This is a genomic window from Mucilaginibacter defluvii (assembly GCF_039543225.1).
GTDB classification, from domain to species: Bacteria; Bacteroidota; Bacteroidia; order Sphingobacteriales; family Sphingobacteriaceae; genus Mucilaginibacter; species Mucilaginibacter defluvii.
On record NZ_BAABJI010000001.1, the window covers coordinates 258,393 to 284,036 of the forward strand.

Consider the following 25,644-nt stretch of genomic DNA (forward strand, 5'->3'; position numbering starts at 1 on the left):
AGCGCGTATGGCGTAAAAGCTTCAATTTAACTAATTTTGAACAGGTTATGACCGAAAATTATTTCGAAATAAAGTTACCACAGTTTGAAGGCCCGTTTGATTTGCTGCTGTTTTTCATCGAGCGCGACGAACTTAATATTCACGACATATCCATTGCCCGCATTACCAACGATTTTTTACAATATATACACCACCTTACCAGCCTGAATATGGAAGTGGCCAGCGAATTTATATTTGTAGCCGCTACGCTGATGCGCATCAAAGCCAAAATGCTACTGCCCCGTCATGAAACCGACGAGCAGGGCAATGAAATTGATACCAAGGAAGAGCTGATACGTAAACTGATAGCGTATAAACGCTTTAAGGATTTGTGCGAAGAGTTACGCCCGCTTGAGGACGAGCGTTTTAAACAGGAGAAACGCGGCAACATAAAGGTAGATGTTGAGGGGATGGAAAAAGCCGCGTTACCCGGCGAGGAGCTTACCGAACTTACCTTGTACCGCCTCATGGTGGTTTACGAGCGGGTGATGAAAAATTTTATGAGCCGCAGCGAAGAGGTAAAGCACACGGTGGTGCAATACCCTTACTCCATAGAGCAGCAGAAAAAGGCGATTGATGACCTGCTCAGGATCAACCAGCGGCTTGATTTCAAGGCAATGGCTGCCAGTTCAGAAAATAAGGTACATTTTGTTTATAATTTTTTAGCCATGCTGGAGATGCTGCAGCAGGAACTGATAGATATACAAATAGGTTTAGGATATAATAATTTCTGGATATCACCCAAAAGCGGCACAGATGCTGATATAGCTTAAAGGTTTAAATCATCGGCGGCTTATATCAAACTAAAAGCTCATATCTAACATCTTATAACTAACTTAGGGGCGTTTTTTAGCTAACACATGAAAAGAGATAAAGTAATTTTTAAACTGCTGGATGAAGAACAGCAACGCCAGGAAGAAGGCATTGAACTGATTGCGTCAGAAAACTTTGTGAGCCGCCAGGTGATGGAAGCCGCCGGTTCGGTAGCAACCAACAAATATGCCGAAGGCCTGCCGGGCAAACGTTATTATGGCGGCTGCCAGATAGTTGACGAGATTGAGACCATCGCTATTGAGCGTGCCAAGCAATTATTCAACGCCGAATGGGTTAACGTACAGCCGCATTCGGGCGCACAGGCTAACGCAGCTGTAATGCTGGCCTGCCTTCAGCCCGGCGATAAAATATTGGGTTTTGATCTTTCTCATGGTGGCCACCTTACGCATGGTTCGCCGGTTAACTTTTCGGGCAAACTATATGAGCCGCATTTTTACGGTGTTGATAAAGAAACTGGTTTAATTGACTATGCACAGCTTGAAAGGGTAGCGCTTGAGCAAAAACCGAAACTGATTGTTTGCGGGGCTTCGGCTTACTCGCGCGATTGGGATTATGAGTTTATCCGCAGCGTGGCTGACAAAGTCGGCGCGCTGGTTTTGGCTGATATATCACATCCGTCGGGCTTAATTGCGCGTGGTTTATTAACTGATCCGCTGCCGCATTGCCATATTGTTACTACTACCACCCACAAAACATTGCGAGGCCCGCGCGGCGGCCTGATTATGCTGGGCAAGGATTTTGAAAATCCATGGGGCCATAAAACACCTAAAGGCGAAGTGCGCATGATGTCGTCACTGCTGGATATGGCTGTTTTCCCCGGCACGCAAGGTGGTCCGCTGGAGCACATTATCGCGGCTAAGGCTGTTGCTTTTGGCGAAGCGCTGAGCGATAGTTATATGAAATACATTGTTCAGGTTAAAAAGAACGCCCAGGCTATGGCTAAAGCGTTTGTTGACCGTGGTTACCAGATCATTTCAGGCGGTACAGATAATCACCTGATGCTGATTGATCTGCGTAATAAAAACATTACCGGTAAAGCTGCCGAGAACGCTTTGGTGGCTGCCGATATCACCGTGAACAAAAATATGGTTCCGTTTGATGATAAATCACCGTTTGTAACCTCGGGCATCCGTGTTGGTACTGCTGCCATTACCACCCGTGGCTTAAAAGAAAAACAAATGGACGAGATTGTAGAACTTATAGACGCTGTAATTGTTGACCCTGAAAACGAACATTCTTTAAAGAAAGTACGTAAAAAAGTACATAAATTAATGGCGGATTACCCTTTATACCGCGAAAAGGGAATAGAATAACTATAAGTGACGAATATCAAACTATTTCCGGACAACGAACAAGAACGTTTATTAGCCTTAGCGTCATACCAAATTCTGGATACGCTGCCCGAAAAGGAGTTTGACGCTATAACACGCCTTGCATCATACATTTGCAACGCGCCTATAGCGCTGATAACGTTGATTGACGAACAACGGCAATGGTTTAAATCAAAAGTTGGTATTGATGGTACGGAAACCCTTCGTTCAGACGCGTTTTGCAACCACACCATCATGCGCGATGATATTCTCGAAATAACCGACGCTACTGCTGATGAACGCTTTAAAGACAATATTTATGTAACCGGCGCGCCCAACGTAAAGTTTTACGCGGGCGCACCGCTTATTGATCCGGACGGTTACCGCTTAGGGTCACTTTGCGTTATTGACAGCGTTCCGCATCACTTAACTGATCAGCAAAAGGAAGCGCTTAAAACGCTTGCAGATGAGGTAATGTCGCATCTCATCCTCCGCAAACAAAAAAAGGAGCTTGAACAAAGTCTGAAGATCCACCAGGAATTTTTTACTTTATTTGATACCTCGTCTGAGATGCACTGCATCATGGATAAGGATTTTAAACTGCAACTGATTAATAAAGCCATTGAGCCGGTTTTGGGTTACAAACCTGAAGAAGCCATAGGCAGGCCCATCTGGGATTTTTACGTTGAAGAAAGTAAGCAGCAATCGCTTACCGTGCTGCGTAAAGCGTTGAATCGACAAAAACGATCTGTAGAGGTTGAAACCCAGGTGAATACCCGCTCGGGCGAAAGGAAATGGATAAGCTGGTCGCTCACTTTTAATGATGATAAATGGTATGCCAGCGGCCGTGATGTTACCCACCACATAAAATTAAGCAAGGAGTTACAGGAGCTTTCGCTGGTGGCCAGCAAAATCAGTAACGGCGTGGTGATTAGTGACGCTAACGACAATGTGGTGTGGACAAACAGCGCCTTTGAAACCATAACAGGCTTTAACCTGGCCGATGTAGCTGGCAGGCGGCTGCGAAGCGTAATATTGAGGCAGGGTGAAGGGCATCAGCTGATTCCACATCTGGATGAGCTGACGAATAGCAGGCAATCGTATGAGATTGACTTGCTGATGACCAGGAAAGACGGCAACGATTTGTGGGTTAAAGTAGCCAACTCTATAATTTATGATGCCGACGGCAACGTTGAAAAGTATATCAGTGTAATAATCAACATCAATAACCGTAAGCGTGCAGAGCATGACCTGGATATCCTGTCATTCGCCGCGCGTAAATCACCGGGCGGCATTTTAATACGCGATGCCAACGGCCATGTGATGTGGATGAACGAAACGATGGAGACCCTAACGGGCTACACCTTTGCCGAAATGGAAGGTAAGCAGTTTGGTACCATGCTGCTTGGCGAAGAAAGCGATATGTCGGTATTCATAGCTGCAAAAAAGGCAATCGACGAAAACCGGCCGTATGAGGTAGAGCTAAAAATATACCGCAAAGACGGTACACCGGTATGGGTTTGGATATCAAACAACCCGCTGTTTGACGAAACCGGATCTGTACACAGGCACGTAGGGGTGATGGTGGATATAAGCGAGCGTAAAAAAACAGAGCAGCAATTAAAATTGCTGTCGCTTGTGGCAAGCAGCATTACCAGTGGCGTAGTGATTAATGATAGCAGCGGCAATGTGGAATGGGTAAATACCGGTTTCGAAAAAATTACCGGGTACGCCATAGATGATGTTCGTGGCCGACACCTGGGCGACCTGGTTAAGGGTGAACTAACCGACATTGGCATTATTGAACGCAGCCGTGAACTGTCTAAAAACAAACAATCTTTCGAGGTTGACCTGCTTATTTACCGAAAGGATGGCCAGCCGCTGTGGATCTCGGTAATCAACTCTGTAATACTGGATGACCTTGGCCGGGTTGAGAAATATATCGAGGTAATTATCGACATCACCCTGAAAAAGAAGGTAGAGCTGGAATTGATAGCCGCTAAGGAAGAGGCTATTCAGCTGAACCGGGCAAAGGATATGTTTATATCCGTATTGACCCACGAAATGCGTACACCGCTTAACGCGGTTATCGGCATGTCGCACCTCTTGATAGAGGATAGCCCGTCCGAATCGCAAAAAGAAAACCTGAACATCCTCAAGTTCTCTGCTGAAAACCTGCTGAGGCTTATTAACGATGTGCTGGATTTTACAAAGATTGAAACCGGCAACGTAGAGCTTGAAAAGGTTAACGTAAATATACGCGAGCTTTTGAAAAGCGTTACCAGCTCGGTACAATACAAAGCCCACGAGAAAAACATCTACATAGAATACCGGGTTGACGAAGCCGTGCCGGATTTTATACTGGGCGACGCCACGCGCCTGAGCCAGATATTGCTTAACCTGGCAAGCAATTCCGTTAAGTTTACCTCAACCGGCGGTGTAACTATTGATTTAAAGGTAATTGAACAAAACAGTAAAACCGTGCGCATACGTTTCGCCGTAATTGATACGGGTATTGGTATTGCGCACGATAAAATAAGCACTATTTTTGAATCGTTTAAGCAGGCTGAGTCTGATACCACACGTAAATATGGCGGTACTGGCTTAGGTTTACCAATAACCAAGCGGTTGATTGAACTGCACGACTCGCGCATAAATGTAGACAGTACGCCGGGGCAGGGATCAACATTTTGGTTTACAATAACGTTTGATAAAGCGGAGAGCGAAAGAAACAACATGGATAACGCAGTAGAAGCAGGATTAAATATAAATGTGTTGGTAGTTGATGATAACCAGATAAACCGGTTATTGGTTAACAAAGTGCTGAAGAAATGGGGCGCCACAGCTGATTTTGCCGAAAACGGGCAGGAAGCGGTTGAGAAAATCGAATCGTCTGCCCAGTATGATGCTGTTTTGATGGACATTCACATGCCGGTTATGGGCGGGTTGGAAGCCACGCAGGTTATACGTTCAAAATCCGAAGCTTATTTTCAGCAGCTGCCTATCATAGCCTTAACTGCCTCTATGCTTAACTCGGAGATAGAACGCATTAGCCTGGCCGGTATGAATGATTATATATTGAAGCCTTTTGAACCAAAAACACTTTATACCAAACTGAGCCGCTATCAAAAGCAATAGCGTGTGCCGGATTATTCCGGCATCAATTATTTGTTAAGCCGTTAAGGTAACACTCCCGCACTACCGAAATCTTTATATCTTTGCCGATTATCACTTTCTGGCATAATGAAGATATCATATAACTGGCTTAAAAATTTCATAAATACCGATAAAACTCCCGAAGAAATATCGAGGATACTAACAGGTACCGGCCTTGAGGTGGAGAGCCTTGAAAAAGTACAGGCCGTACCCGGCGGGTTAGAGGGGCTGGTAATAGGCTATGTAAAAACCTGTGCTGACCATGCCAATTCAGACCACCTGCATGTAACTACGGTTGATGTTGGTGGCGCTGAGGACCTGCATATTGTTTGTGGCGCAACCAATGTGGCTGCCGGGCAAAAAGTGGTTGTTGCTACCGTAGGTACCACGGTATACCCAGTCTCGGGTGATCCGTTTACCATAAAAAAATCAAAGATACGCGGCGAACTTTCTGAGGGTATGATCTGCGCTGAGGATGAGATCGGCCTGGGTGCCTCGCACGACGGTATCATGGTACTGGCTGATGATGCCGTGGTAGGTACGCCCGCCAAAGAATATTTTAAGCTGAATGATGATTACCTGTACGAAATAGGCCTGACACCAAACCGTGCCGATGCCGCGTCGCACCTGGGTACAGCCCGCGATATTGCCGCTTTTTTAAAGATCAGCCTTCAAAAACCGGATGTGTTAGCTTTCAAAGTAGATGATAATAGCCTGGTTATTGATGTAAGCGTTGAAAATAGCGAGGCTGCGCCACGCTACAGCGGCGTTACCATTACCGGTGTAGAGGTTAAGGAATCGCCAAAATGGTTGAAGGAAAAACTGGCGGTTATCGGCATACGCTCCATCAACAATATAGTTGACGTTACCAATTACGTACTGCATGATCTGGGTCAGCCGCTGCACGCCTTTGATGCGGATAAGATAGCCGGCGGCAAAGTGATCGTAAAAACAACGGCCGAAAGTACAGCATTCAAAACTCTTGATGGTGTTGAGCGCAAACTATCTGCCGATGACCTGATGATTTGCAGCGAAACCGAGCCGATGTGTATTGCCGGTGTGTTTGGTGGTATTGATTCGGGCGTTACTGAGGGTACTAACAGTATCTTTTTAGAGAGCGCTTACTTTAACCCGGTATGGGTGCGTAAAACGGCAAAAAGGCATGGCTTAAAAACTGATTCATCATTCCGTTTTGAGCGTGGTACCGATCCTGACAATACAGTTTATGCCTTAAAGCGTGCCGCATTGCTAATACAGGAAGTGGCAGGCGGTAAAATATCATCTGACGTGGTGGATATCTACCCCGCGCCGGTTGAGCCTTTTGCAGTGGAGCTATCTTACAAAAATACTACCCGTTTAATTGGTAAGGATATTCCGCACAGCGAGATCAAAAGCATTATCGAAGCGTTGGATATTGAAGTGGTTGCCGAAACAGCAGAAGGCCTTTCGTTAAAAGTGCCGCCTTACCGCGTTGACGTTACCCGCGAGGTGGATGTAATTGAGGAGGTGCTGCGTATATACGGTTACAATAATATTGAAATACCTACACAAATCAGGGCATCGTTGAACAACTCGCAACGCCCGGAGCGCGATACCGTGCAAAATATGTTGTCGGATTTGCTGACCGCTAACGGATTTAACGAGATATTATCAAACTCGCTTACCAAATCGGCCTATTCAGATGATCCGGATAGCGCGGTTAAGATATTGAACCCGCTGAGCAGTGATCTTGATGTGATGCGTCAAACGCTGCTTTATTCAGGTTTAGAGGCCATTGCTTATAACCAAAACCGTAAAAATGCCGACCTGAAACTGTACGAATTTGGCAAGGTGTATAGCCTGGCCGATGATAAGTATAACGAGGTGCAGCGCTTTTCGGTATTTATTACCGGCGCTAAAACTGCCGAACAATGGAATAGCAAGGTTACCGCGGTATCCTTTTATAACCTGAAAGCCATTGTTGATGGTATTGTTGAAAAGCTGAATGTTAAAGACATAGCAGTGGCTGATGCTGAAGGTAATGAATTTGCTTATGGCTTACAATATACCCGCGGCAACAAAACGCTGGTTAAATTTGGCGCGGTAGCGGCAGCGGCACTAAAAAAGGCTGATGTTGATAAGGAAGTTTTTTACGCCGACTTTAACTTTGATATGGTATTAACGCTGGCACGTAAAAACACCATCGTTTACCAGGAGGTATCAAAATTCCCGGCTGTAAGGCGCGATCTATCGATGTTAGTTGATAAAGCCGTTACCTTCGAACAGATCAGGCAGGTGGCACAAAAGACAGAGCGTAAATTGCTTAAGGAAGTAAATGTGTTTGATGTATACGAGGGCGATAAACTACCCGCGGGCAAAAAATCGTATGCGGTAAGCTTTATTTTGCAGGACGCGGAAAAAACGCTTACCGATAAAGCCATTGATGCCATAATGCAAAAATTAATTCTTAATTTAGGTAAAGAGGTAGGAGCGGAGATTAGGAAGTAAGAGTTGCAGTTATTGAGTTAATGATTTATTGAATTATTGATTTTATCATCAATCGATAGCTCTTCATTAAATCAGTCGCTCATAATTCATTAAATCAATAATTAAAAAGATGCCACAATTAGGCGAACAATTAAATTCGATTATTGACAAAACCGAAAGGTTGATGGAACTTTGTGCTGCCCTGCAGGAGGAAAATGACCTGATGCGGCTTGAAAATCAGTCGTTGAGTGTGGCGTTAACAACCAGTAAAAATAAAACAGCGGAGCTTGAAGAGAAGCTTCGTGTATTGAAAGTGGCCAGGTCGTTTTCAGAAACAAATGAAAAAAGCCTTGACATTAAGCAAAAAATTAACGACTTTGTGCAGGAAATTGACAAGTGTATTGTATTGCTGAAAAAGTAATGCAAAAATGTGAATAGCTCAAATGGGAGAAATCTCCATAAAAATAAATATTGCTGACAGAGTTTACCCTTTAAAGGTGAACATGGAGGAAGAGGAAATTATAAGGCGGGCAGCGAAATTGATTAACGACCGTATAAAAGAGTACCAGGAAAATTATGCGGTAAGAGATAAGCAAGATCTGCTGTCGATGTGTGTATTGCATTATGCTACATCATCATTAAAGGCGGAGAAGAAAGTCACGGCGGAAGATACCGAAGTGGCCGATAAAGTTTATCAGCTTGATCAGTTACTGACCGAGTTTTTCTCTAAGTAGTAATAACGTTCTTTACATAATCATGAGCGAATTAAGATTTAGCCGCGGTTAAGTCTTGAGTTTCACTATTAAAAACTTAACGCTTCAATATCAGCGTGCCAATGGAAGCATACGTTACTTCGTGTATTTAACGATAGCACCGGCCCAATTATCTGATGAGAGGTTTTTCAATACATGACACTTAAGATTTAGTTGCGGTTTTTTTATTTTATAAACTTAAAGAATGGATTTTTTATATGTTATTATCGGGCTGCTGATTGGTGTCGGGGTTGGCATCGTCATCGGCCGTTTTTTATTACGCAAGCTGTTTAAGGATCAGGAAGTATCTGCACAAAACAAGGTTAAAAAGATATTGAAGGATGCGGAGAACAATGCGGAGATATTAAAAAAGAACAAGCTGCTTGAAGCCAAAGAGAAATTTTTGGTATTGAAAGCCGAGCATGAGCAGGATGTAAACCAAAAAAATAATGCCCTTTCTCAACGTGAAAACGGCATCCGCCAAAAAGAGCAATCACTTAACTCCAAGCTGGAAAATGCCAACCGCAAGGAGCAGGAACTGGACAATGTGCGCAAAAATCTGGAAAAGCAAACCGAGATCGCTTTAAAAAAGCAGGAAGAAGTTGATTTGCTGAAGCAAGAGCATGTTAAGCAATTGGAATCTATTGCTGGCCTTTCGGCCGAGGAAGCCAAGAACCAGTTGGTAGATAACCTGCGCGAAGAAGCACGCAGCAAAGCCATGGCGCAAATTAAGGATATTGTTGACGAGGCTAAGCTTACCGCTACCAAGGAGGCTAAGAAAATAGTTATCCAAACTATACAGCGTACCGCAACAGAGGCAGCTATTGAGAATACGGTTTCTATCTTCAACATAGAGAACGATGAGATCAAAGGCCGTATTATTGGTCGTGAGGGGCGTAACATACGTGCGCTTGAGGCAGCTACCGGCATCGAGATTATTGTTGACGATACGCCGGAGGCGATCATCCTTTCGGGCTTTGACCCGGTAAGGCGCGAGATTGCCCGTTTAGCTATGCACCGCCTGGTTACGGACGGGCGTATACACCCGGCCCGTATTGAGGAGGTGGTGGCCAAAACCAAAAAGCAGATAGAGGAAGAGATTGTGGAGATAGGTGAGCGCACCGTGATTGATTTGGGCATCAATGGCCTGCACCCGGAGTTGATCCGTATGGTTGGCCGTATGCGTTACCGTTCATCATACGGACAGAACCTGCTGCAGCACTCACGAGAGGTTGCCAACTTTTGCGCTACCATGGCGGCTGAATTAGGTCTGAACGTAAAATTGGCTAAACGTGCCGGCTTACTGCACGATATTGGTAAAGTGCCTGATGATAACCCGGAACTGCCGCACGCTATTTTGGGTATGCAGCTGGCCGAAAAATATAAAGAACATCCTGAAGTTTGTAACGCCATAGGCGCTCACCACGATGAGATAGAGATGACTTCAATGTTGTCGCCTATCATCCAGGTGTGCGATGCCATATCGGGCGCACGTCCCGGTGCACGCCGCGAGGTGGTTGAAAGCTACATTAAACGTTTAAAGGAGCTGGAAGACCTGGCACTGTCATACCCGGGTGTTGAAAAAACCTTCGCTATACAGGCTGGCCGTGAGCTGCGCGTAGTGGTTGAAAGTGAAAAAATAACTGATGCACAATCAGAAGTATTGGCGGCAGATATTTCCAACCGTATACAAACCGAGATGACCTATCCGGGCCAGATCAAGGTAACTGTGATCAGGGAAACACGTTCAGTATCTTACGCAAAATAATAACAAACCCTCTGCCTGGCAGAGGGTTTTCGCTTTTACTACAGTGTCTAAAAATAATACAGCACGAAAATCATCATCCAACGCTCAAACTCAGCGCAAGGTACAGCAGCTTTTCGTCGCTTATGAGGCTGCCCATCGGCATCCGGTTAATAAAGTCGTTAGCTATATAGCCACGCCTCTGCTATTCTTTGGCTTGTTTGCACTGGTTTGGGCCATACCATTTCCGCACATTGATTTTTTAGGACAGTATAATGGTTTTGTTAATTGGGCTTCTTTTGTGCTGGCTGTAAGTGTATTTTGTTATTATCGGCTGTCGCCGGTGCTTTCATACTTCATCTTGTTTACTTATTTCGCGTTTAGTTTTTTTATCATTAAACTCGAGCATTGGGAGCAAGCGGGTGGTCCGGCGTTTCACATAGTGCCGCTAATCATAACTATTGCAGGTATTATCGCCATGATGATTGCTGAAGGTTTTGAGCAAATGAAACCAGCAACATCAATACGATTGCAAAACCTGCTCATTGGGCCATTATATTTATGGTACCTCATATTAAAGCCATTGCGCCTGAATATTTAAGTTGTTAATATTTAATTAACATTTATACTAAATTAAGGTAATGTGTTTGTAACATACCGCTAACATTGGGTTAATAGTTTTGCGCTTGATTAAAATCAGATCAAGTGAAAAAATTATTTACATTAATTGTTGTCCTGCTCACGCTAAGCTTATCGGCAGGTAACTTATTTGCTCAGTCAACCGGGAAAATAGCCGGTAAAATCATCGATCAAAAAACAAGTGAAACTCTTATTGGTGCTACCGTAATGGTGCAAGGCACTACAAAAGGTGTTGCCACTAACGTTGATGGCCAGTATACGCTTACTTTAGCGCCTGGTCATTACGCAGTAGTGATTAAATACGTAGGCTATCAAACCAAGTCAATTTCTGATGTTGTGGTTAAAGCCAACGCGGTTACCAACTTAGATGTTACACTATCTGAATCGGCCTCAAATGCATTAGGCGAGGTTGTGGTTAAAGCAACCTATAAGCAAGCATCCGTGGCATCACTGTATGCAGTTCAAAAAAACAATGCTTCAATTTCAGATGGTATATCTTCAGAACTTATCCGGCGTACACCAGACAGAAGTACAAGTGACGTATTAAAAAGGGTTAGTGGTACTACTATTCAGGATAATAAATTCGTAGTAGTACGTGGCCTGAGCGATCGTTACAACAACGCATTGCTGGATGGTACCCCGCTACCAAGTACCGAAGCTAACCGTAAGGCGTTTTCGTTTGATATTGTACCTTCAAACCTTATTGATAACATTGTTATCACAAAAACAGCAACGCCTGATATTCCTGCTGATTTCGCCGGTGGTACGGTACAGATATCAACCAAAGATATACCTGATCAAAACTTTATGTCGTTTGGTGCCGGTTACAGCTATAACTCGCTCAGTACATTTAAGAATTTTCAGAGCGGTTACCGCAATACCAGCGATTACTTTGGTTTTGATGGAGGAGCACGCAAATTGCTTAACAATTTCCCTACTACCGATCAAATTGTTAGAAGACAATTGAACGCCACGCAAAATATTCAGGCTATCAACTCTCTTAACAATAATTACAATGTGTACAATAAAAACGCTTTCTTAAACCAAAGCTACCAGTTCAGCATGGGTAACGTGTCGGACATAGGTAAGAATGGAAACCGTTTGGGTACAACATTCGCTTTAACCTACCGTAATTCAGAGGCTACAACTCCTGATATCAGACGTAACTATGATGGTTTTGATTATAACGATGATCAATACCGTTTTCAAACCAATGTTGGTGCGTTGTTAAATTTTGGTTACACTTACGGCAAAAGCAAAATCACATTTAAAAACTTATATAATCGTATTTTTGATGATCTGTTTACTTACCGCACAGGTGCAAACGTAAATGCATCAACAGTTGATAATAAGTTTTACGCTTATGACTTGGTGCAAAAGGCCTTATTCAAATCCACCCTTGAGGGCGACCACCAAATAGGTTCGAAAAATGCTAAGATAAACTGGAACCTGGGTTACAGTAACATTATCAACGATCAGCCCGATCAACGTAAAACCAATTACGCCCAATTTAATGCCGGCGATCCTTATTTAGCAAGCGTTACCACGCTTGGTAAAGCAAACACCAGGTTATTCTCATACTTAACTGAAGATATTTATTCAGGTAAGGTGGACTATAAAATGCCTGTTAAACTATGGAATCAAACCAGTACCTTTAAAGTTGGTGTATCATCACAATATCGTGATCGTACATTCAACGCACGTTTTATCGGTTTACTGATTGACGGTAGTAATCCAAATTCAGAGGATGTTCGTCAGCGCCCAATCGAAACACTTTTTGGCCAGAATGCGATAAACAGCGGGTTATACAGACTTGACGAGATACCCAACCCCAACGATCGTTACACTGCCCATAGCTGGACTAACGCCGGTTACGTAATGCTGGATAATAAGATAACAGAAAATTTTAGGGCGGTTTACGGTTTGCGTGTTGAAAAGTTTGATCTTAGCCTGAGTACTAAAGATGATAGCCAGCCGCAGCCGCGCGCAGAGTTGAATAATGTTGACTTCCTGCCATCGGCTAACTTCACTTACAGCCTGAACCCTAAAACTAACTTAAGGGCATCATACTATCGTACATTGGCGCGCCCTGAGTTTAGGGAACTTGCCCCTTTCGCGTATTATGATTATGAGATATTGGCTACGCAGATTGGTAACAATACGCTTAAAAGAACGCTGATTGACAACGCCGATTTAAGATACGAATTTTACCCTTCTGCGGGAGAGATCATGTCAGTATCATTGTTCTATAAAAACTTTAATAATGCTATCGAGCCATTCATCGATGACGTTAATTCAACTACCACAATATCGTACATCAACAGGCAAGCAGAAGCTTACGGACTTGAACTTGAAGCACGTAAAACACTCGATTTTATCAGCGAAAATCCATTCTACAAAAATACCACCGTGTACGCCAACTTTGCGTTAACGCGTTCAAAAGTTCGCAATCCTGATATTGGTAACCCGATTGAAAAGGAAAGGCCGCTTGTTGGCCAGTCGCCGTATGTAATTAACGGCGGTATTCAGCATATGGCTTATAACAACAAGTTGTCACTTAACATACTTTATAACCGTTTAGGCCGCAGGATATTTTACGCCGGTGGTTCCCGCTTCCCAAGTGTTTACGAGAACCCGAGAGATGTAGTTGACCTACAGGTAGGGTACAAGGTTATTAAAAGTAAAGGCGAAATAAAATTATCAGCCAGCGATATATTTAATCAAAAAAATGCTTTCTACTATGATATAGATGGTAACAAGAAATATGATACCGCAGGTGGTGATCTTGACTTTAAGCGCTACAACTTGGGTACTACAATTTCATTATCATTCAATTATACATTCTAATAACAATATGGTAACCTATTGTTAAATACCGATTAACGGTAATTTAACAAAGCGGGATGAATTTTACAGAAAATTTCAAAGAAGATAAAAATGAAAAAACAATTATTATTTCTTGCTCTATCACTATCGGTTTTGGTTACCGCTTGTAGCAAAAGAGACAGCACGATTGATCCGGTAATTCCAGGCGGAGGCGAAGAGACATCGGACGTGGTTGAGGTTACTGGTGATATTTCAGCAAATACAACTTGGAAAGCCGACAAAATATATCTTTTAAAAGGTTTCGTATTTGTAACTAATGGCGCTACGCTTACTATTGAGCCGGGTACTATTATAAAAGGTGATAAAGTTACTTTAGGTACATTAACTATAACCCGCGGTTCAAAAATAAATGCCACCGGTACTGTTGATAAGCCAATTGTGTTTACTTCAAGTTTCCCTGCTGGTGCACGTGCCGCTGGTGACTGGGGTGGTTTGATCCTTTTAGGTAAAGCTCCTGTTAACAAAGCGGAAGGCGTAAAAATTGAAGGCGGCCTTGATCCTAAGGGTGATGCTGCTAAATATATCCAATACGGCGGTACTGACGCAAATGACAATTCAGGTACATTAAAATATGTACGTGTTGAATATGCCGGTGTAGCATTCTCCCCTGATAACGAAATAAACGGTATCACTTTTGGTGGTGTTGGTGCAGGTACTACAATTGATTATGTTCAGGTTTACCGTTCAGGTGACGACGCTTTTGAGTGGTTTGGTGGTACTGTAAACGCTAAACACTTATTAGCTATTGGTACTTGGGATGATGACTTCGATACAGATTATGGTTACTCAGGTCACATCCAGTTTGGTTTAGCTCAACGCTATCCAACTTTAGCTGATATTTCCGGTTCTAACGGTTTTGAGTCTGATAACGATGGTTCAGGAACTAATGATGCTCCTCAAACTTCAGCTGTATTTTCAAACATGACTATCATCGGCCCTGCAGTAAGCGCTTCTAACAGCATTAACGGTAACTACCAACACGCTGCTCAAATACGCCGTAACTCTGCTATCAGCATTTATAACTCTGTATTCGCTGGTTTCCCTCAAGGTATTTACATTGACGACTCAAAAGTTGTTACTGCAAAAGCTACTACAGCTAATTACCTTGCCGGTCGTTTAGCATTTGCTAATAACCTGATTTACGGTTGTAACAGAAGCAATGCCGAAGTTAAAGGTGAAAATAAAGTTGATTTTGAAACTGCTTTACGTGCGGCTAACACTTTCGATGCTGCACTGTTTGCTAATGCGGTAATTACTGATCCTTACAAATTCTCATCAGATTACGCTAATGCAGGTACACCAAACTTTACGGTTATAGCTGACAAAGCCGCTGCAACCGGCGCCCTCTTCACAGCTACTAAGCTAACTAACGATTTCTTTACTAAAGTTGAGTATCGTGGTGCTTTTGGTACCGAGAACTGGGCTGCTGGCTGGACTAACTTTGATCCTCAAAAAACAGCTTATACCACTCCGGGCGCTGTTAAATAATCAAATAACAACTACATAAAAAAGGGTTGGCAATTTTGCCAACCCTTTTTTTGTTATGAGCTTTTCGCAAGTTTTTCCAGCATCTCCTGCGGAACCTTTTCGAGGTCAAGCACCAGGAAGCCGTCCAGCGAATCGGCAAACTTAGGGTCGATATTAAAACAAATGATCTTGGCATTTAAGCCGATGTACTGGCGAAGCAATACAGGTACCTTCATGCTGCGCACCTCAATGTCAGATATAATGCTGTCAAGCATCTTAAAGTTATCCTCGCCGCCTTTCAATATATCCGCATCAACGCTGGAGAAGTCAACCTTAAACTTTTTGCGCGGTTTAACATACTGCGCCAATTCATGGTCAAAGTGATTGCGGTTGATGTAATCAACAATGAGCGATTTTGATAGCTTGGAGAAGGAGTTGCTAATGCTAACCGGCCCGATCAGGTAACGGTAACGTGGGTTTTCAACCAAAAAGCGAAAAATTCCCTTCCACATCAGGAAAAGCGGTATGGGTTTTTGCTGGTATTCCTTACGGATGAACGACCGGCCAAGCTCCAAACTTTTACGCAGCACCGGCATTAATTGAGATTTTATTTTGAATAACTCGGCTACATAAAAGCCTTTTTTGCCCATGCTGTAAAATATCTCATCGCCCAGGCCTATTCGGTATGCGCCAACAATCTTCTTAGCCTCAATGTCCCATATAAAAAGGTGATGATAATAGATGTCGTACTCATCAAGGTCGATCTTTTTATTAGTGCCTTCGCCCACTTCTCTGAAAGTAATTTCACGGAGGCGGCCAATCTCCCTTATTACGCAAGGCACCGTAGATGGGGGAGCAATAAATAGTTCGTAATTGCCCTCTGCCACATAGCGGTATTTCTGGCGTAAAGTCGATATCTCTTTTTCAAGCACTGTGGCGTCTGTTTCAGCTACAATCTCTTCGGGCGTTTTACGTATCTTGAACAGGTTACTCGGACTAAACAGTTTTTTCTCCTCGGCCAAACCGGCACCCAGGGCATAAGTTTTAGCGCGTAAAAAGCTTAGTACTTTAGTACTGTTGTTATTATCGGGGATATCAGTGTACTGAATAGGCTTGCCAATGCGCAGCTTAATAGTATGCCCCTGCTTGTTGAACAACTCCGACGGTAGCTTAGCCGTGCGCAGGGTAGGGTGTATAAGGCTGAGTAAATTAAAAATCAGGCCATTATTACCATGGAAATAAACAGGTACCACGGGTACTTTTGCTTTAGCGATGATTTTTCCTACCACCGGATGCCATAGCTTATCTGTAACCTCACGCTGGTCAATCTGGAAAGTTGATACCTCGCCGGCCGGGAATATCCCGATAGGGGTACCATTGGTTAACAGTTCGAGAGTGTTTTTTAAACCGCTTATGCTCGATGAATGGTCGATGTTTTCAAACGGGTTCACCGCGATAAAGTATTCAGCCAGGTTAGGTATTTTTTTTAGCAAAAAGTTGGCCATTATTTTGGCGTCAGGCCTTACCGTACAAAGCATCTTGAGTAATACCATGCCCTCAATACCACCGTACGGATGGTTAGCAATAGCGATGAAGCCACCTTCGCGCGGTATGTTTTTAAGATCGGCCTCATCATATTCAATGTTAACACCGCAGCCCTCAAGTATGGCGTCAACAAAATCAGGCCCTTGTTTGGGTTGAGCCTGGGCAAACAAATCGTTCACCTGGTTTATTTTCATCAACTCCATCAGCAACGAGGCAAGTCCGGGCATTTTTAGCTTGTCCAGCTTGGTGGCTTTCGCGAATTCGTCGGTAGTTATTATTTTCATTTAGTTAATGTAATCAGGTAATCGTGCACAAAAAAAATTAAATATCCGCAATTTTATCTAATATTGATAGTGTAGCCCATTCAATATGTCATATTTAAATAAGCAGCTGGCAATAACTAAAAAAACGTGGAATGGGCTGGTTGTATTATTCTGTATCATTATACTTGTACTTATTGCTAAGCTTTATGTAAGTGATATCACCGCTGATGTTATTGATGATAAGGCGTTAATAGCTCTCGTGAGTAAGTTAACTAGCGCACCTGTCGAAACTAAATATGCTGTATCGGGAATAAAAAAGTTCAATCCTGATACACTATCATCATCGGGCTGGCAAGGGCTGGGTTTAACTGAAAGGCAGGTCGCTGTTATTATACATTATAAACAAAAAGGAGGTAGGTTTTTTACCAAGGCAGATGTAGCTAAGCTTTACAGTATTTCGTCAGATAAATATAAACAGCTTGAGCCCTTTATTGACCTGCCCGAAGGTAAGTCTGGTTATGCGCATAAAGTTAAATTAACCGTGCCGCTGGAGTTAAACAGCGCAGATACCGCGATGCTAAAAACCGTTTATGGTATAGGCCCCGCCTTTGCAAAACGGATTGTTAAGTACAGGGAATTGCTCGGCGGTTTTCACAGTAAGCAACAATTACTCGAAGTTTATGGTGTTGATGCAGATAAGTACCGGGAAATAGTCAGCCAGGTTAAAGTAAATCCGGCATCTATTAAAAAGATTGACATTAACACGGCGGAAGCTAACGAACTGAACCGTTTGCCTTACCTGAGTTACAAGCAGGCTAACGCCATTGTACAATACCGGTTACAGCACGGCGAATATTTATCGGCCAATGATTTAGCAGATATTGCGATATTAGACGCCGCAACTATAAATAAGATAAAGCCATATTTAGTATTTAAATGATAGCGCAAAAAATAAAGCAGGCCATACGCGATATACCTGACTTTCCGAAGCCTGGAGTAGTTTTTAAAGATATCACCCCTATATTAAAGGATGCTGAATTATGCAGCGTCATTACCGACGCGTTTGTTGAGCAGCTTAAAGGCAAACACATTGATGCCGTTGCCGGTGTTGAAAGCAGGGGCTTTTTGTTTGGGCTTACCTTGGCCAACAAACTGGGCGTACCATTTGTGCCCGTGCGTAAGGCCGGTAAGCTGCCGTTTGCCGTAAAGCAAAAGGTTTACGATCTGGAATATGGTACCGCCACCATTGAATTGCATACCGATGCTTTTGAACCTGGCGCGCGGATATTAATTCATGATGATTTACTGGCTACAGGAGGTACCGTAAGCGCAGCCAGCGAACTTATACAGGAGATGGGCGGCAAAGTGGCCGGTTTTACCTTTGTAGTGGGCCTCGGTTTTTTAAACGGCCGCGAGCGTATAGCGTCAGTTAGCGATAATATTATTGTACTGGCCGAGTACTAAAATACAAGTGCTTATTAATCATTAAAATAAAACGCAATCAGCACTTTAAAAATTAAAACTTTATATCTACCTTTGTCGTCCCTGAAAGGAGGTATTTAGAGCATATGATCATTATCAACGTTAAAGAAGGCGAATCATTAGATAAAGCGTTAAAACGCTTCAAAAAGAAATTTGAAAAAACTGGTGTTTTAAGAGAACTTCGCAGCCGCCAGGCTTTCGAGAAAAAATCAGTTACTCGCCGCACGGTAGTTAAAAACGCTATCTACAAACAAGGCTTAAACTTAGATACTACTGCGTAATTCTTTTCAACCGATCAAGAATTTTCAGTTTTTCTATAAAACATATTAAAAACTATTTGTACATTCAATTTACACGAATGCGCAAATAGTTTTTATGTTTTTAGAGCGTTTTATAAATTACTTACAGTTTGAGAAAAGGTATTCGCCGCACACGGTTGCCGCGTACCGTTCAGATCTGGAGCAGTTTTTCGCTTACCTCACAATAGGAGGGAACCCGCCTCAAAATCACTCCGAAATTTCGCATCACGACATTCGCGCCTGGATGGTTACCCTGATGGACGAAGATGAACGCAGCGCACGCAGTGTTAACCGTAAAGTAGCCACTTTGCGCAAGTACTTTAAATTTTTATTGCAGGAACAGCTAGTTGCCGTTAACCCGGCGGCAAAAATTAATACCCCTAAAATACCTAAAACGCTGCCGGTAGTGGTTGATGATGATAAGCTTAGCCGATTGCTTGACAGCGAAACTGTTTTCGATGGCAGTTTTGAAGGCCGGCGCAATAAACTGGTGATAGAATTACTATTTGGTACCGGTATACGCCTCGCAGAACTTATCGGCCTGAAAGAGACAGATTATAACGCCTATGAGGGCACTATAAAAGTTTTGGGTAAACGCAATAAACAACGAATAGTTCCGGTGAACCGCGAGTTATGCATATTGCTTGCCGAATACCTGGAGTTAAAGAAAAATCAAAATTTTGATAACAATTTGTTAACGCTAATCGTTACAAATAAAGGAGCAATGGCCTATCCGAAACTAATTTATTTGATCGTGCAAAAATACCTTTCCTACATATCAACCCAAAAAAAGCGCAGCCCGCACGTGCTGAGGCATACTTTTGCAACCACGCTTTTAAACAAAGGCGCCGACCTGAATGCTATCAAGGAATTATTGGGGCATGCCAGCCTCAGCGCAACTCAGGTGTATACGCATAACTCAGTTGAACGATTAAAGTCTATTTATAAACTCGCCCATCCCAAGGCATAAAAAGGAGGAAACATGAAAATTACAGTGCAATCAATTCATTTCACAGCAGACAAAAAATTGTTAGACTTTATCCAGAAGAAGGCCGATAAACTCGATACGTTTTACGATCATATCGTTAGCGGACAGGTTTATCTTAAACTGGAGAATGTTGAGGACGAAGCAAATAAGGTAACTGAAATAAAATTGCAGCTTCCGGGCAGCCAACTATTTGCCAAGGAGCAATGTAAAACGTTTGAAGAAGCAACCGACCTTGCCATTGAAGGCTTACGCAAGCAAATAGAAAAACATAAACAAAAGAAAAACGCAACCGAAGCAGCGGCTAAAAAAGCTATTTTAACCAACGCTGAGTACGAAATATAATTTGTATAATACTGTAAATCAAACAGCAAATCGGCAGGTATTTAACCTGCCGATTTTTTTTGTGAAAAAATTTGCAGGCGCATTTAAATTGTGTAGATTTGCAGTCCATTTCGGAAGGGTGCTTTAAGCGCGCCCGAACACGAAAAAAGGACGTTCATTAAAATAAAAAATAAAGTTTGTAATTAATAAACCATTAATATCTTTGCACCCACAATTGCGGGAAGATGCAGAGAGGACAAGGTTGAAAAGTATAAGCCTCCTTAGCTCAGCTGGTAGAGCAACTGACTTGTAATCAGTAGGTCATTGGTTCGATCCCGATAGGAGGCTCTTTTGTTAGTTTCAAAATTCGAGAATAACAAAAATGGGGAGATACCAGAGCGGTCAAATGGGACGGACTGTAAATCCGTTGCTTCGGCTACGAAGGTTCGAATCCTTCTCTCCCCACGTTATTGAATTCTAAAAATCTAAATACTAAATCCGGAAGTTGATACTGAGGGTTTGGGATTTAGATTTTAGAGTTTAAAAAAAAGCGGAAGTAGCTCAGTTGGTAGAGCGATAGCCTTCCAAGCTATAGGTCGCGAGTTCGAACCTCGTCTTCCGCTCAGATACATAGTATGCAGAAGGTGGTTCGCAGCAAGCAGTTTAACTGCAAACTAAAAACTGGCAACTGTAAACTGAAAGAGAAAAATAAGCCGACGTAGCTCAGGGGTAGAGCACTTCCTTGGTAAGGAAGAGGTCATGGGTTCAAATCCCATTGTTGGCTCAGGTATATAAATACAAAGTTAAATTAACCTACAAATTAATATAAATCATGGCAAAAGAAAAGTTTGACCGTAGTAAGCCGCACTTAAACATCGGTACTATTGGTCACGTTGACCACGGCAAAACCACCCTTACAGCTGCAATTACTAAAGTATTAGCTGATGCGGGTTTATCTGAAGCTCGTTCTTTCGATTCAATCGACTCTGCTCCTGAAGAAAAAGAGCGTGGTATAACAATCAATACTGCACACGTTGAGTACTCAACTGCTAACCGTCACTACGCACACGTTGACTGTCCAGGTCACGCGGATTACGTGAAAAACATGGTTACCGGTGCTGCTCAGATGGACGGTGCAATCATCGTAGTTGCTGCAACTGATGGTCCGATGCCACAAACCCGTGAGCACATCCTGTTAGCTCGTCAGGTAGGTGTACCTGCACTTGTTGTTTTCATGAACAAAGTTGACATGGTTGATGATCCGGAATTATTAGAATTAGTTGAAATGGAAATTCGTGAATTATTATCATTCTACGAATATCCAGGTGATGATATTCCAGTTATCCAAGGTTCTGCACTTGGTGGCTTAAACGCTGATCCGAAATGGGTTGGTAAAATTATGGAGTTGATGGATGCTGTAGATAACTACATTCCAATCCCTCCACGTTTGACAGATCTTCCATTCCTGATGCCGGTTGAGGACGTGTTCTCAATCACTGGTCGTGGTACGGTTGCTACCGGCCGTATCGAGCGTGGTGTGATCAACTCTGGTGATCCTGTTGATATCCTGGGTATGGGTGCTGAGAACTTAAAATCAACCGTTACCGGTGTTGAGATGTTCCGTAAGATCCTTGACCGTGGTGAAGCTGGTGACAACGTAGGTTTATTGTTACGTGGTATTGAGAAAACTGATATCCGTCGTGGTATGGTTATCTGTAAACCAGGTTCAGTAACTCCTCACACAGATTTTAAAGCAGAAGTTTACGTACTTTCAAAAGCTGAAGGTGGCCGTCACACTCCATTCTTCAACAAATACCGTCCGCAATTCTATTTCCGTACAACTGACGTAACAGGTGAAATTTCACTTGCTGAAGGTGTAGAAATGGTTATGCCAGGTGATAACGTAACGATCACTGTAAAACTGATCAACGCTATCGCTATGGAAAAGGGCTTACGTTTCGCTATCCGTGAAGGTGGCAGAACAGTAGGTGCTGGTCAGGTAACTGAGATCTTAAACTAATCTCTCCTTATCCTGCGATAGCAGTAAAAGGTTAGGTTAATTATAAAACAAAGTACTCGGAAGCGATTCTGAGTACTTTGTTTAATATAACAATACTAATCACACGGGAATAGTTCAACGGTAGAATAGAGGTCTCCAAAACCTTTGATCAGGGTTCGAATCCTTGTTCCCGTGCTTATACAGAGAGAGCAAACACTAAAATGGCTAACGTAACTGAGTATATAAAAGAGTCGTACATAGAGTTGACCGAGAAGGTAACCTGGCCTACCTGGAGAGAGTTGCTTAACAGCGCTATTTTAGTGTTGGTGGCAGCTATCATCATTTCGGCGGTTATTTTCGGGATGGACCAGTTGATTGGTTATGTTCTGAAACAATTCTATAGTTCACTGGCTTAATTTTTTGATAGGATGAGTGATCAGTTAAAATGGTATGTAGTTAGGGCCATCAGTGGTAAAGAAAAAAAGGTTAAGCAATACATTGATGCCGAGGTTAGTCGTTTAGGTATTTCACATTTGGTGCCCCAGGTGCTAATACCAACCGAGAAATACTACCAGATGCGCGATGGAAAGAAGATCGCTAAAGAGCGTAATTACTTTCCGGGCTACGTTTTAATGGAAGCCGCTCTGGATGGTGAGCTTGAGCACATCATAAAAAACATAAACAGCGTAATAGGCTTTTTAGGTGATAAAGCCGGAAATGCCATACCGTTACGCCAATCAGAAGTTAACCGTATTTTAGGTAAGGTTGACGAGATGACCGCCCAAACCGAAACCATAAACGTACCATATTATGTGGGCGAGAATGTAAAGGTGATGGACGGGCCTTTCAACGGTTTCAGCGGGGTGATTGAAGAAGTGAACGAAGAGAAGAAGAAACTGAAGGTAATGGTGAAGATATTCGGGCGCCGCACGCCGCTTGAATTGAATTACATGCAGGTAGAAAAGGAATAAAACATAAGGAGATCAAATACCGTAAAAAGCAATTCTTGCGGAGTTTGATCTCTTAAACATATAATAGGAACGAGAGAAGAGAGCGAGTCTCAAACCTCATCATCTCAATACTCCTCCGCTAAAGATCTTAAATGTTACATAGCTTCCACTTACTAACATTGAGTAATTAATTAAAGTAGAACAAAAATGGCAAAAGAAGTCGGTGCGTTAGTAAAACTACAAGTTAAAGGCGGCGCTGCAAATCCATCTCCTCCAATTGGCCCTGCATTGGGTGCAAAAGGTGTGAACATCATGGAGTTTTGCAAGCAGTTTAATGCACGTACCCAGGATCGTCCTGGTAAAGTGTTACCTGTGGTTATTACTGTGTACGTTGACAAGTCATTTGATTTTATCATTAAAACCCCTCCGGTAGCTATCCAGTTGCTTGAGGTATCAGGTTTAAAAAGTGGTTCAGCTGAGCCTAACCGTAAAAAGGTAGCTACAGTAACCTGGGAACAGGTAGAAACCATCGCTAAAGATAAAATGACTGACTTAAACGCGTTCACAGTTGAATCGGCCATGAAAATGGTAGCAGGTACTGCGCGCAGCATGGGGATCAACGTATCAGGTACGGCTCCCTGGAACAATTAATTTTTAAAATCAGTTTAAGACAGTGGCAAGATTAACAAAAAATCAAAAAGCGGCACTATCCAAAATTGAGGCCAATAAAGCATACTCATTACAGGATGCATCTGCTTTGGTAAAGGAAATTACCTTAACCAAGTTTGATGCATCAGTAGATATAGATGTACGTTTAGGTGTTGACCCGCGTAAAGCCAATCAAATGGTGCGTGGTATAGCCACCTTACCTCATGGAACCGGTAAAACTGTACGTGTACTGGTACTTTGCACGCCTGACAAAGAGCAGGAAGCAAAAGACGCAGGTGCAGATTACGTAGGTTTGGATGATTATATTGCCAAAATTGAAGGCGGATGGACTGATGTTGATATTATCATCACTATGCCAAGTGTTATGGCTAAGGTAGGTCGTTTGGGTCGTATACTAGGCCCGCGTAACCTGATGCCTAACCCTAAATCAGGCACCGTAACTACCGAGATCGGTAAAGCGGTAACTGAGGTAAAAGCTGGTAAAATCGACTTTAAGGTTGACAAAACCGGTATCATCCATGCCTCAATAGGAAAGTCATCTTTCCCTGCTGATAAAATTTATGAGAATGCTCTGGAAATTTTACAGACCATCTCTAAATTAAAACCATCAGCAGCAAAAGGAACATATTTCAAGAGTATCCACATCTCTTCAACTATGTCGCCAGGAATCGAAGTTGAAACCAAAACAGTAGCGGGGATCTAATCATGAATAAAGAAGAAAAATACGAACTTGTTCTTGCCCTTACTGAGCAAATCAAAGAGTACGGTAATTTCTATATTACTGATACCGCTGATTTAACGGTTGCAAAAATCAATGATATCCGTCGTAAGTGTTTTGAGAATGATATCAAAATACAGGTAGCTAAAAACAGCTTAATCAAAAAAGCTATGGAAGCTGCAGGCGGAGACTTTGATCCGATATATGATGTATTAAAAGGTTCATCATCTATACTTTTCTCAAAATCAGCAACAGCCCCGGCCAAGTTGATTAAACAACTGAGAAAAAAAGGTGACAAACCGGTATTAAAGGCAGCATATATTGATTCATCTGTATTTATTGGTGATAACCAACTTGATACTTTGACCAAATTAAAGTCAAAAGAAGAGTTGATTGGCGAGATCATCGGATTACTGCAATCACCAGCCAAAAACGTTGTTTCTGCCCTTCAATCAGGCGGCAACAAATTGGCAGGTATTGTGAAAACATTACAAGAAAGAGAAGGTTAACGAACACCTTATTAAAGTTCGCAATTAACAAACACAAAGTATTAAAGTAAAAATTTAAATAAAATGGCAGATTTAAAAGCGTTTGCTGAACAGTTGGTAAACTTAACAGTAAAAGAAGTAAACGAATTAGCTCAGATTTTAAAAGACGAGTACGGTATTGAGCCTGCTGCTGCAGCTGTTGCTGTTGCTGCTCCTGCTGCTGGTGGCGACGACGCTGCTCCTGCTGCTGCTGAGAAAACTTCATTCGACGTTATCCTGAAAGAAGCTGGCGGTCAGAAATTAGCTGTAGTTAAATTAGTAAAAGACTTAACCGGTCTTGGTTTGAAAGAAGCAAAAGATCTTGTTGACGGTGCACCAAAAGAATTAAAAGCTGGTGTAACTAAAGAAGAAGCTGAGGCGCTTAAAAAACAATTAGAAGAAGCCGGAGCTGTAGTTGAGGTTAAATAATTTAACCCAACACACAATAGCATCAGACTCCGACCGTTTTAGGTCGGGGTCTATTGCTGTTTATACAGGTTTTAGATTTGAGAGAGCAGATATGGGTATACAGATAGTTCTCAAATCGTTATGAATCAGGAAAGAAAACTCATATCTGACAATATAAGTAA

23 protein-coding genes and 5 tRNA genes are annotated in these 25,644 nt (G+C 42.6%); 27 read left to right on the plus strand and 1 reads right to left on the minus strand.

Annotated elements, in window-relative coordinates; genetic code table 11:
- Positions 1–47 precede the first annotated feature (47 nt).
- From ABD960_RS01115 to ABD960_RS01160, 10 genes are all read left to right on the plus strand, one after another.
- Positions 48–812: a segregation and condensation protein A gene (locus ABD960_RS01115; RefSeq protein WP_345328993.1), complete on the plus strand. Its 765-nt coding sequence runs from the start codon at positions 48–50 to the stop codon at positions 810–812.
- A gap of 87 nt (positions 813–899) precedes the next feature.
- Positions 900–2,186 carry a serine hydroxymethyltransferase gene (gene glyA / locus ABD960_RS01120; RefSeq protein ID WP_345328994.1) on the plus strand — a complete coding sequence of 429 codons (1,287 nt, stop codon included), beginning with the start codon at positions 900–902 and terminating at the stop codon, positions 2,184–2,186.
- Positions 2,187–2,192: 6 nt separating this feature from the next.
- Positions 2,193–5,321 carry a PAS domain S-box protein gene (locus ABD960_RS01125; RefSeq protein ID WP_345328995.1) on the plus strand — a complete coding sequence of 1,043 codons (3,129 nt, stop codon included), beginning with the start codon at positions 2,193–2,195 and terminating at the stop codon, positions 5,319–5,321.
- 105 nt (positions 5,322–5,426) lie between these two features.
- On the plus strand, positions 5,427–7,826 hold the full coding sequence (pheT, locus tag ABD960_RS01130) for a phenylalanine--tRNA ligase subunit beta (protein ID WP_345328996.1): 2,400 nt from the start codon (positions 5,427–5,429) through the stop codon (positions 7,824–7,826).
- Between the two features lie 109 nt (positions 7,827–7,935).
- Positions 7,936–8,226: a hypothetical protein gene (locus tag ABD960_RS01135; protein WP_345328997.1), complete on the plus strand. Its 291-nt coding sequence runs from the start codon at positions 7,936–7,938 to the stop codon at positions 8,224–8,226.
- A gap of 22 nt (positions 8,227–8,248) precedes the next feature.
- Entirely contained in the window at positions 8,249–8,539 is a 291-nt protein-coding gene (locus ABD960_RS01140) for a cell division protein ZapA (RefSeq protein WP_345328998.1), read from the plus strand.
- Positions 8,540–8,762: 223 nt separating this feature from the next.
- Positions 8,763–10,325 (plus strand): ribonuclease Y, encoded by a 1,563-nt coding sequence (gene rny, locus ABD960_RS01145; RefSeq protein WP_345328999.1) that lies wholly within the window; start codon positions 8,763–8,765, stop codon positions 10,323–10,325.
- A 43-nt stretch (positions 10,326–10,368) separates the two neighbouring features.
- Positions 10,369–10,902, plus strand: coding sequence for an Mpo1-like protein (locus ABD960_RS01150; RefSeq protein WP_345329000.1), 534 nt, complete (start codon positions 10,369–10,371; stop codon positions 10,900–10,902).
- Positions 10,903–11,006: 104 nt separating this feature from the next.
- A complete protein-coding gene (locus tag ABD960_RS01155) occupies positions 11,007–13,787 on the plus strand; it encodes a TonB-dependent receptor (RefSeq protein ID WP_345329001.1) in 2,781 nt (926 codons plus the stop codon).
- A gap of 90 nt (positions 13,788–13,877) precedes the next feature.
- A complete protein-coding gene (locus ABD960_RS01160) occupies positions 13,878–15,314 on the plus strand; it encodes a hypothetical protein (protein ID WP_345329002.1) in 1,437 nt (478 codons plus the stop codon).
- Positions 15,315–15,367: 53 nt separating this feature from the next.
- Here the strand turns inward: ABD960_RS01160 and ABD960_RS01165 are convergent, their stop codons facing one another.
- Positions 15,368–17,122 carry a bifunctional lysophospholipid acyltransferase family protein/GNAT family N-acetyltransferase gene (locus ABD960_RS01165; protein WP_345329003.1) on the minus strand — a complete coding sequence of 585 codons (1,755 nt, stop codon included), beginning with the start codon at positions 17,120–17,122 and terminating at the stop codon, positions 15,368–15,370.
- An 85-nt stretch (positions 17,123–17,207) separates the two neighbouring features.
- Here ABD960_RS01165 and ABD960_RS01170 point away from each other — a divergent pair, with 85 nt between their 5' ends.
- The 17 genes from ABD960_RS01170 to rplL all read left to right on the plus strand — a co-directional run bounded on the left by ABD960_RS01170 (position 17,208) and on the right by rplL (position 25,483).
- The gene (locus ABD960_RS01170) at positions 17,208–18,041 is read left to right on the plus strand and encodes a helix-hairpin-helix domain-containing protein (protein ID WP_345329004.1); all 834 of its coding nucleotides are present in this window, start codon (positions 17,208–17,210) and stop codon (positions 18,039–18,041) included.
- The gene (locus ABD960_RS01175; RefSeq protein WP_345329006.1) at positions 18,038–18,565 is read left to right on the plus strand and encodes an adenine phosphoribosyltransferase; all 528 of its coding nucleotides are present in this window, start codon (positions 18,038–18,040) and stop codon (positions 18,563–18,565) included. The genes ABD960_RS01170 and ABD960_RS01175 overlap by 4 nt, the downstream gene beginning before the upstream one ends.
- A gap of 104 nt (positions 18,566–18,669) precedes the next feature.
- Positions 18,670–18,864, plus strand: coding sequence for a 30S ribosomal protein S21 (rpsU, locus tag ABD960_RS01180; protein WP_228952509.1), 195 nt, complete (start codon positions 18,670–18,672; stop codon positions 18,862–18,864).
- Between the two features lie 94 nt (positions 18,865–18,958).
- A complete protein-coding gene (locus ABD960_RS01185) occupies positions 18,959–19,852 on the plus strand; it encodes a tyrosine-type recombinase/integrase (protein WP_345329008.1) in 894 nt (297 codons plus the stop codon).
- A gap of 12 nt (positions 19,853–19,864) precedes the next feature.
- Complete coding sequence (gene hpf / locus ABD960_RS01190; protein ID WP_345329009.1) at positions 19,865–20,212, plus strand: ribosome hibernation-promoting factor, HPF/YfiA family; 348 nt, start codon at positions 19,865–19,867, stop codon at positions 20,210–20,212.
- A 254-nt stretch (positions 20,213–20,466) separates the two neighbouring features.
- Positions 20,467–20,539: transfer RNA gene (locus ABD960_RS01195), tRNA-Thr, on the plus strand.
- 36 nt (positions 20,540–20,575) lie between these two features.
- Positions 20,576–20,656: transfer RNA gene (locus tag ABD960_RS01200), tRNA-Tyr, on the plus strand.
- Between the two features lie 85 nt (positions 20,657–20,741).
- Positions 20,742–20,814: transfer RNA gene (locus tag ABD960_RS01205), tRNA-Gly, on the plus strand.
- An 89-nt stretch (positions 20,815–20,903) separates the two neighbouring features.
- Positions 20,904–20,975: transfer RNA gene (locus tag ABD960_RS01210), tRNA-Thr, on the plus strand.
- A 48-nt stretch (positions 20,976–21,023) separates the two neighbouring features.
- The gene (gene tuf, locus ABD960_RS01215) at positions 21,024–22,211 is read left to right on the plus strand and encodes an elongation factor Tu (RefSeq protein WP_232176958.1); all 1,188 of its coding nucleotides are present in this window, start codon (positions 21,024–21,026) and stop codon (positions 22,209–22,211) included.
- 103 nt (positions 22,212–22,314) lie between these two features.
- Positions 22,315–22,385: transfer RNA gene (locus ABD960_RS01220), tRNA-Trp, on the plus strand.
- A 26-nt stretch (positions 22,386–22,411) separates the two neighbouring features.
- Positions 22,412–22,606 carry a preprotein translocase subunit SecE gene (secE, locus tag ABD960_RS01225; RefSeq protein ID WP_232176957.1) on the plus strand — a complete coding sequence of 65 codons (195 nt, stop codon included), beginning with the start codon at positions 22,412–22,414 and terminating at the stop codon, positions 22,604–22,606.
- Between the two features lie 12 nt (positions 22,607–22,618).
- The gene (gene nusG, locus ABD960_RS01230; protein WP_345329010.1) at positions 22,619–23,161 is read left to right on the plus strand and encodes a transcription termination/antitermination protein NusG; all 543 of its coding nucleotides are present in this window, start codon (positions 22,619–22,621) and stop codon (positions 23,159–23,161) included.
- A gap of 186 nt (positions 23,162–23,347) precedes the next feature.
- Entirely contained in the window at positions 23,348–23,791 is a 444-nt protein-coding gene (gene rplK / locus ABD960_RS01235; RefSeq protein ID WP_232176955.1) for a 50S ribosomal protein L11, read from the plus strand.
- 22 nt (positions 23,792–23,813) lie between these two features.
- Complete coding sequence (rplA, locus tag ABD960_RS01240) at positions 23,814–24,512, plus strand: 50S ribosomal protein L1 (RefSeq protein WP_345329011.1); 699 nt, start codon at positions 23,814–23,816, stop codon at positions 24,510–24,512.
- A 2-nt stretch (positions 24,513–24,514) separates the two neighbouring features.
- Entirely contained in the window at positions 24,515–25,036 is a 522-nt protein-coding gene (gene rplJ / locus ABD960_RS01245) for a 50S ribosomal protein L10 (RefSeq protein WP_345329012.1), read from the plus strand.
- A 63-nt stretch (positions 25,037–25,099) separates the two neighbouring features.
- Positions 25,100–25,483, plus strand: a complete 384-nt coding sequence (rplL, locus tag ABD960_RS01250) for a 50S ribosomal protein L7/L12 (protein WP_345329013.1) — start codon at positions 25,100–25,102, stop codon at positions 25,481–25,483.
- The last annotated feature ends 161 nt before the right edge of the window (positions 25,484–25,644 follow it).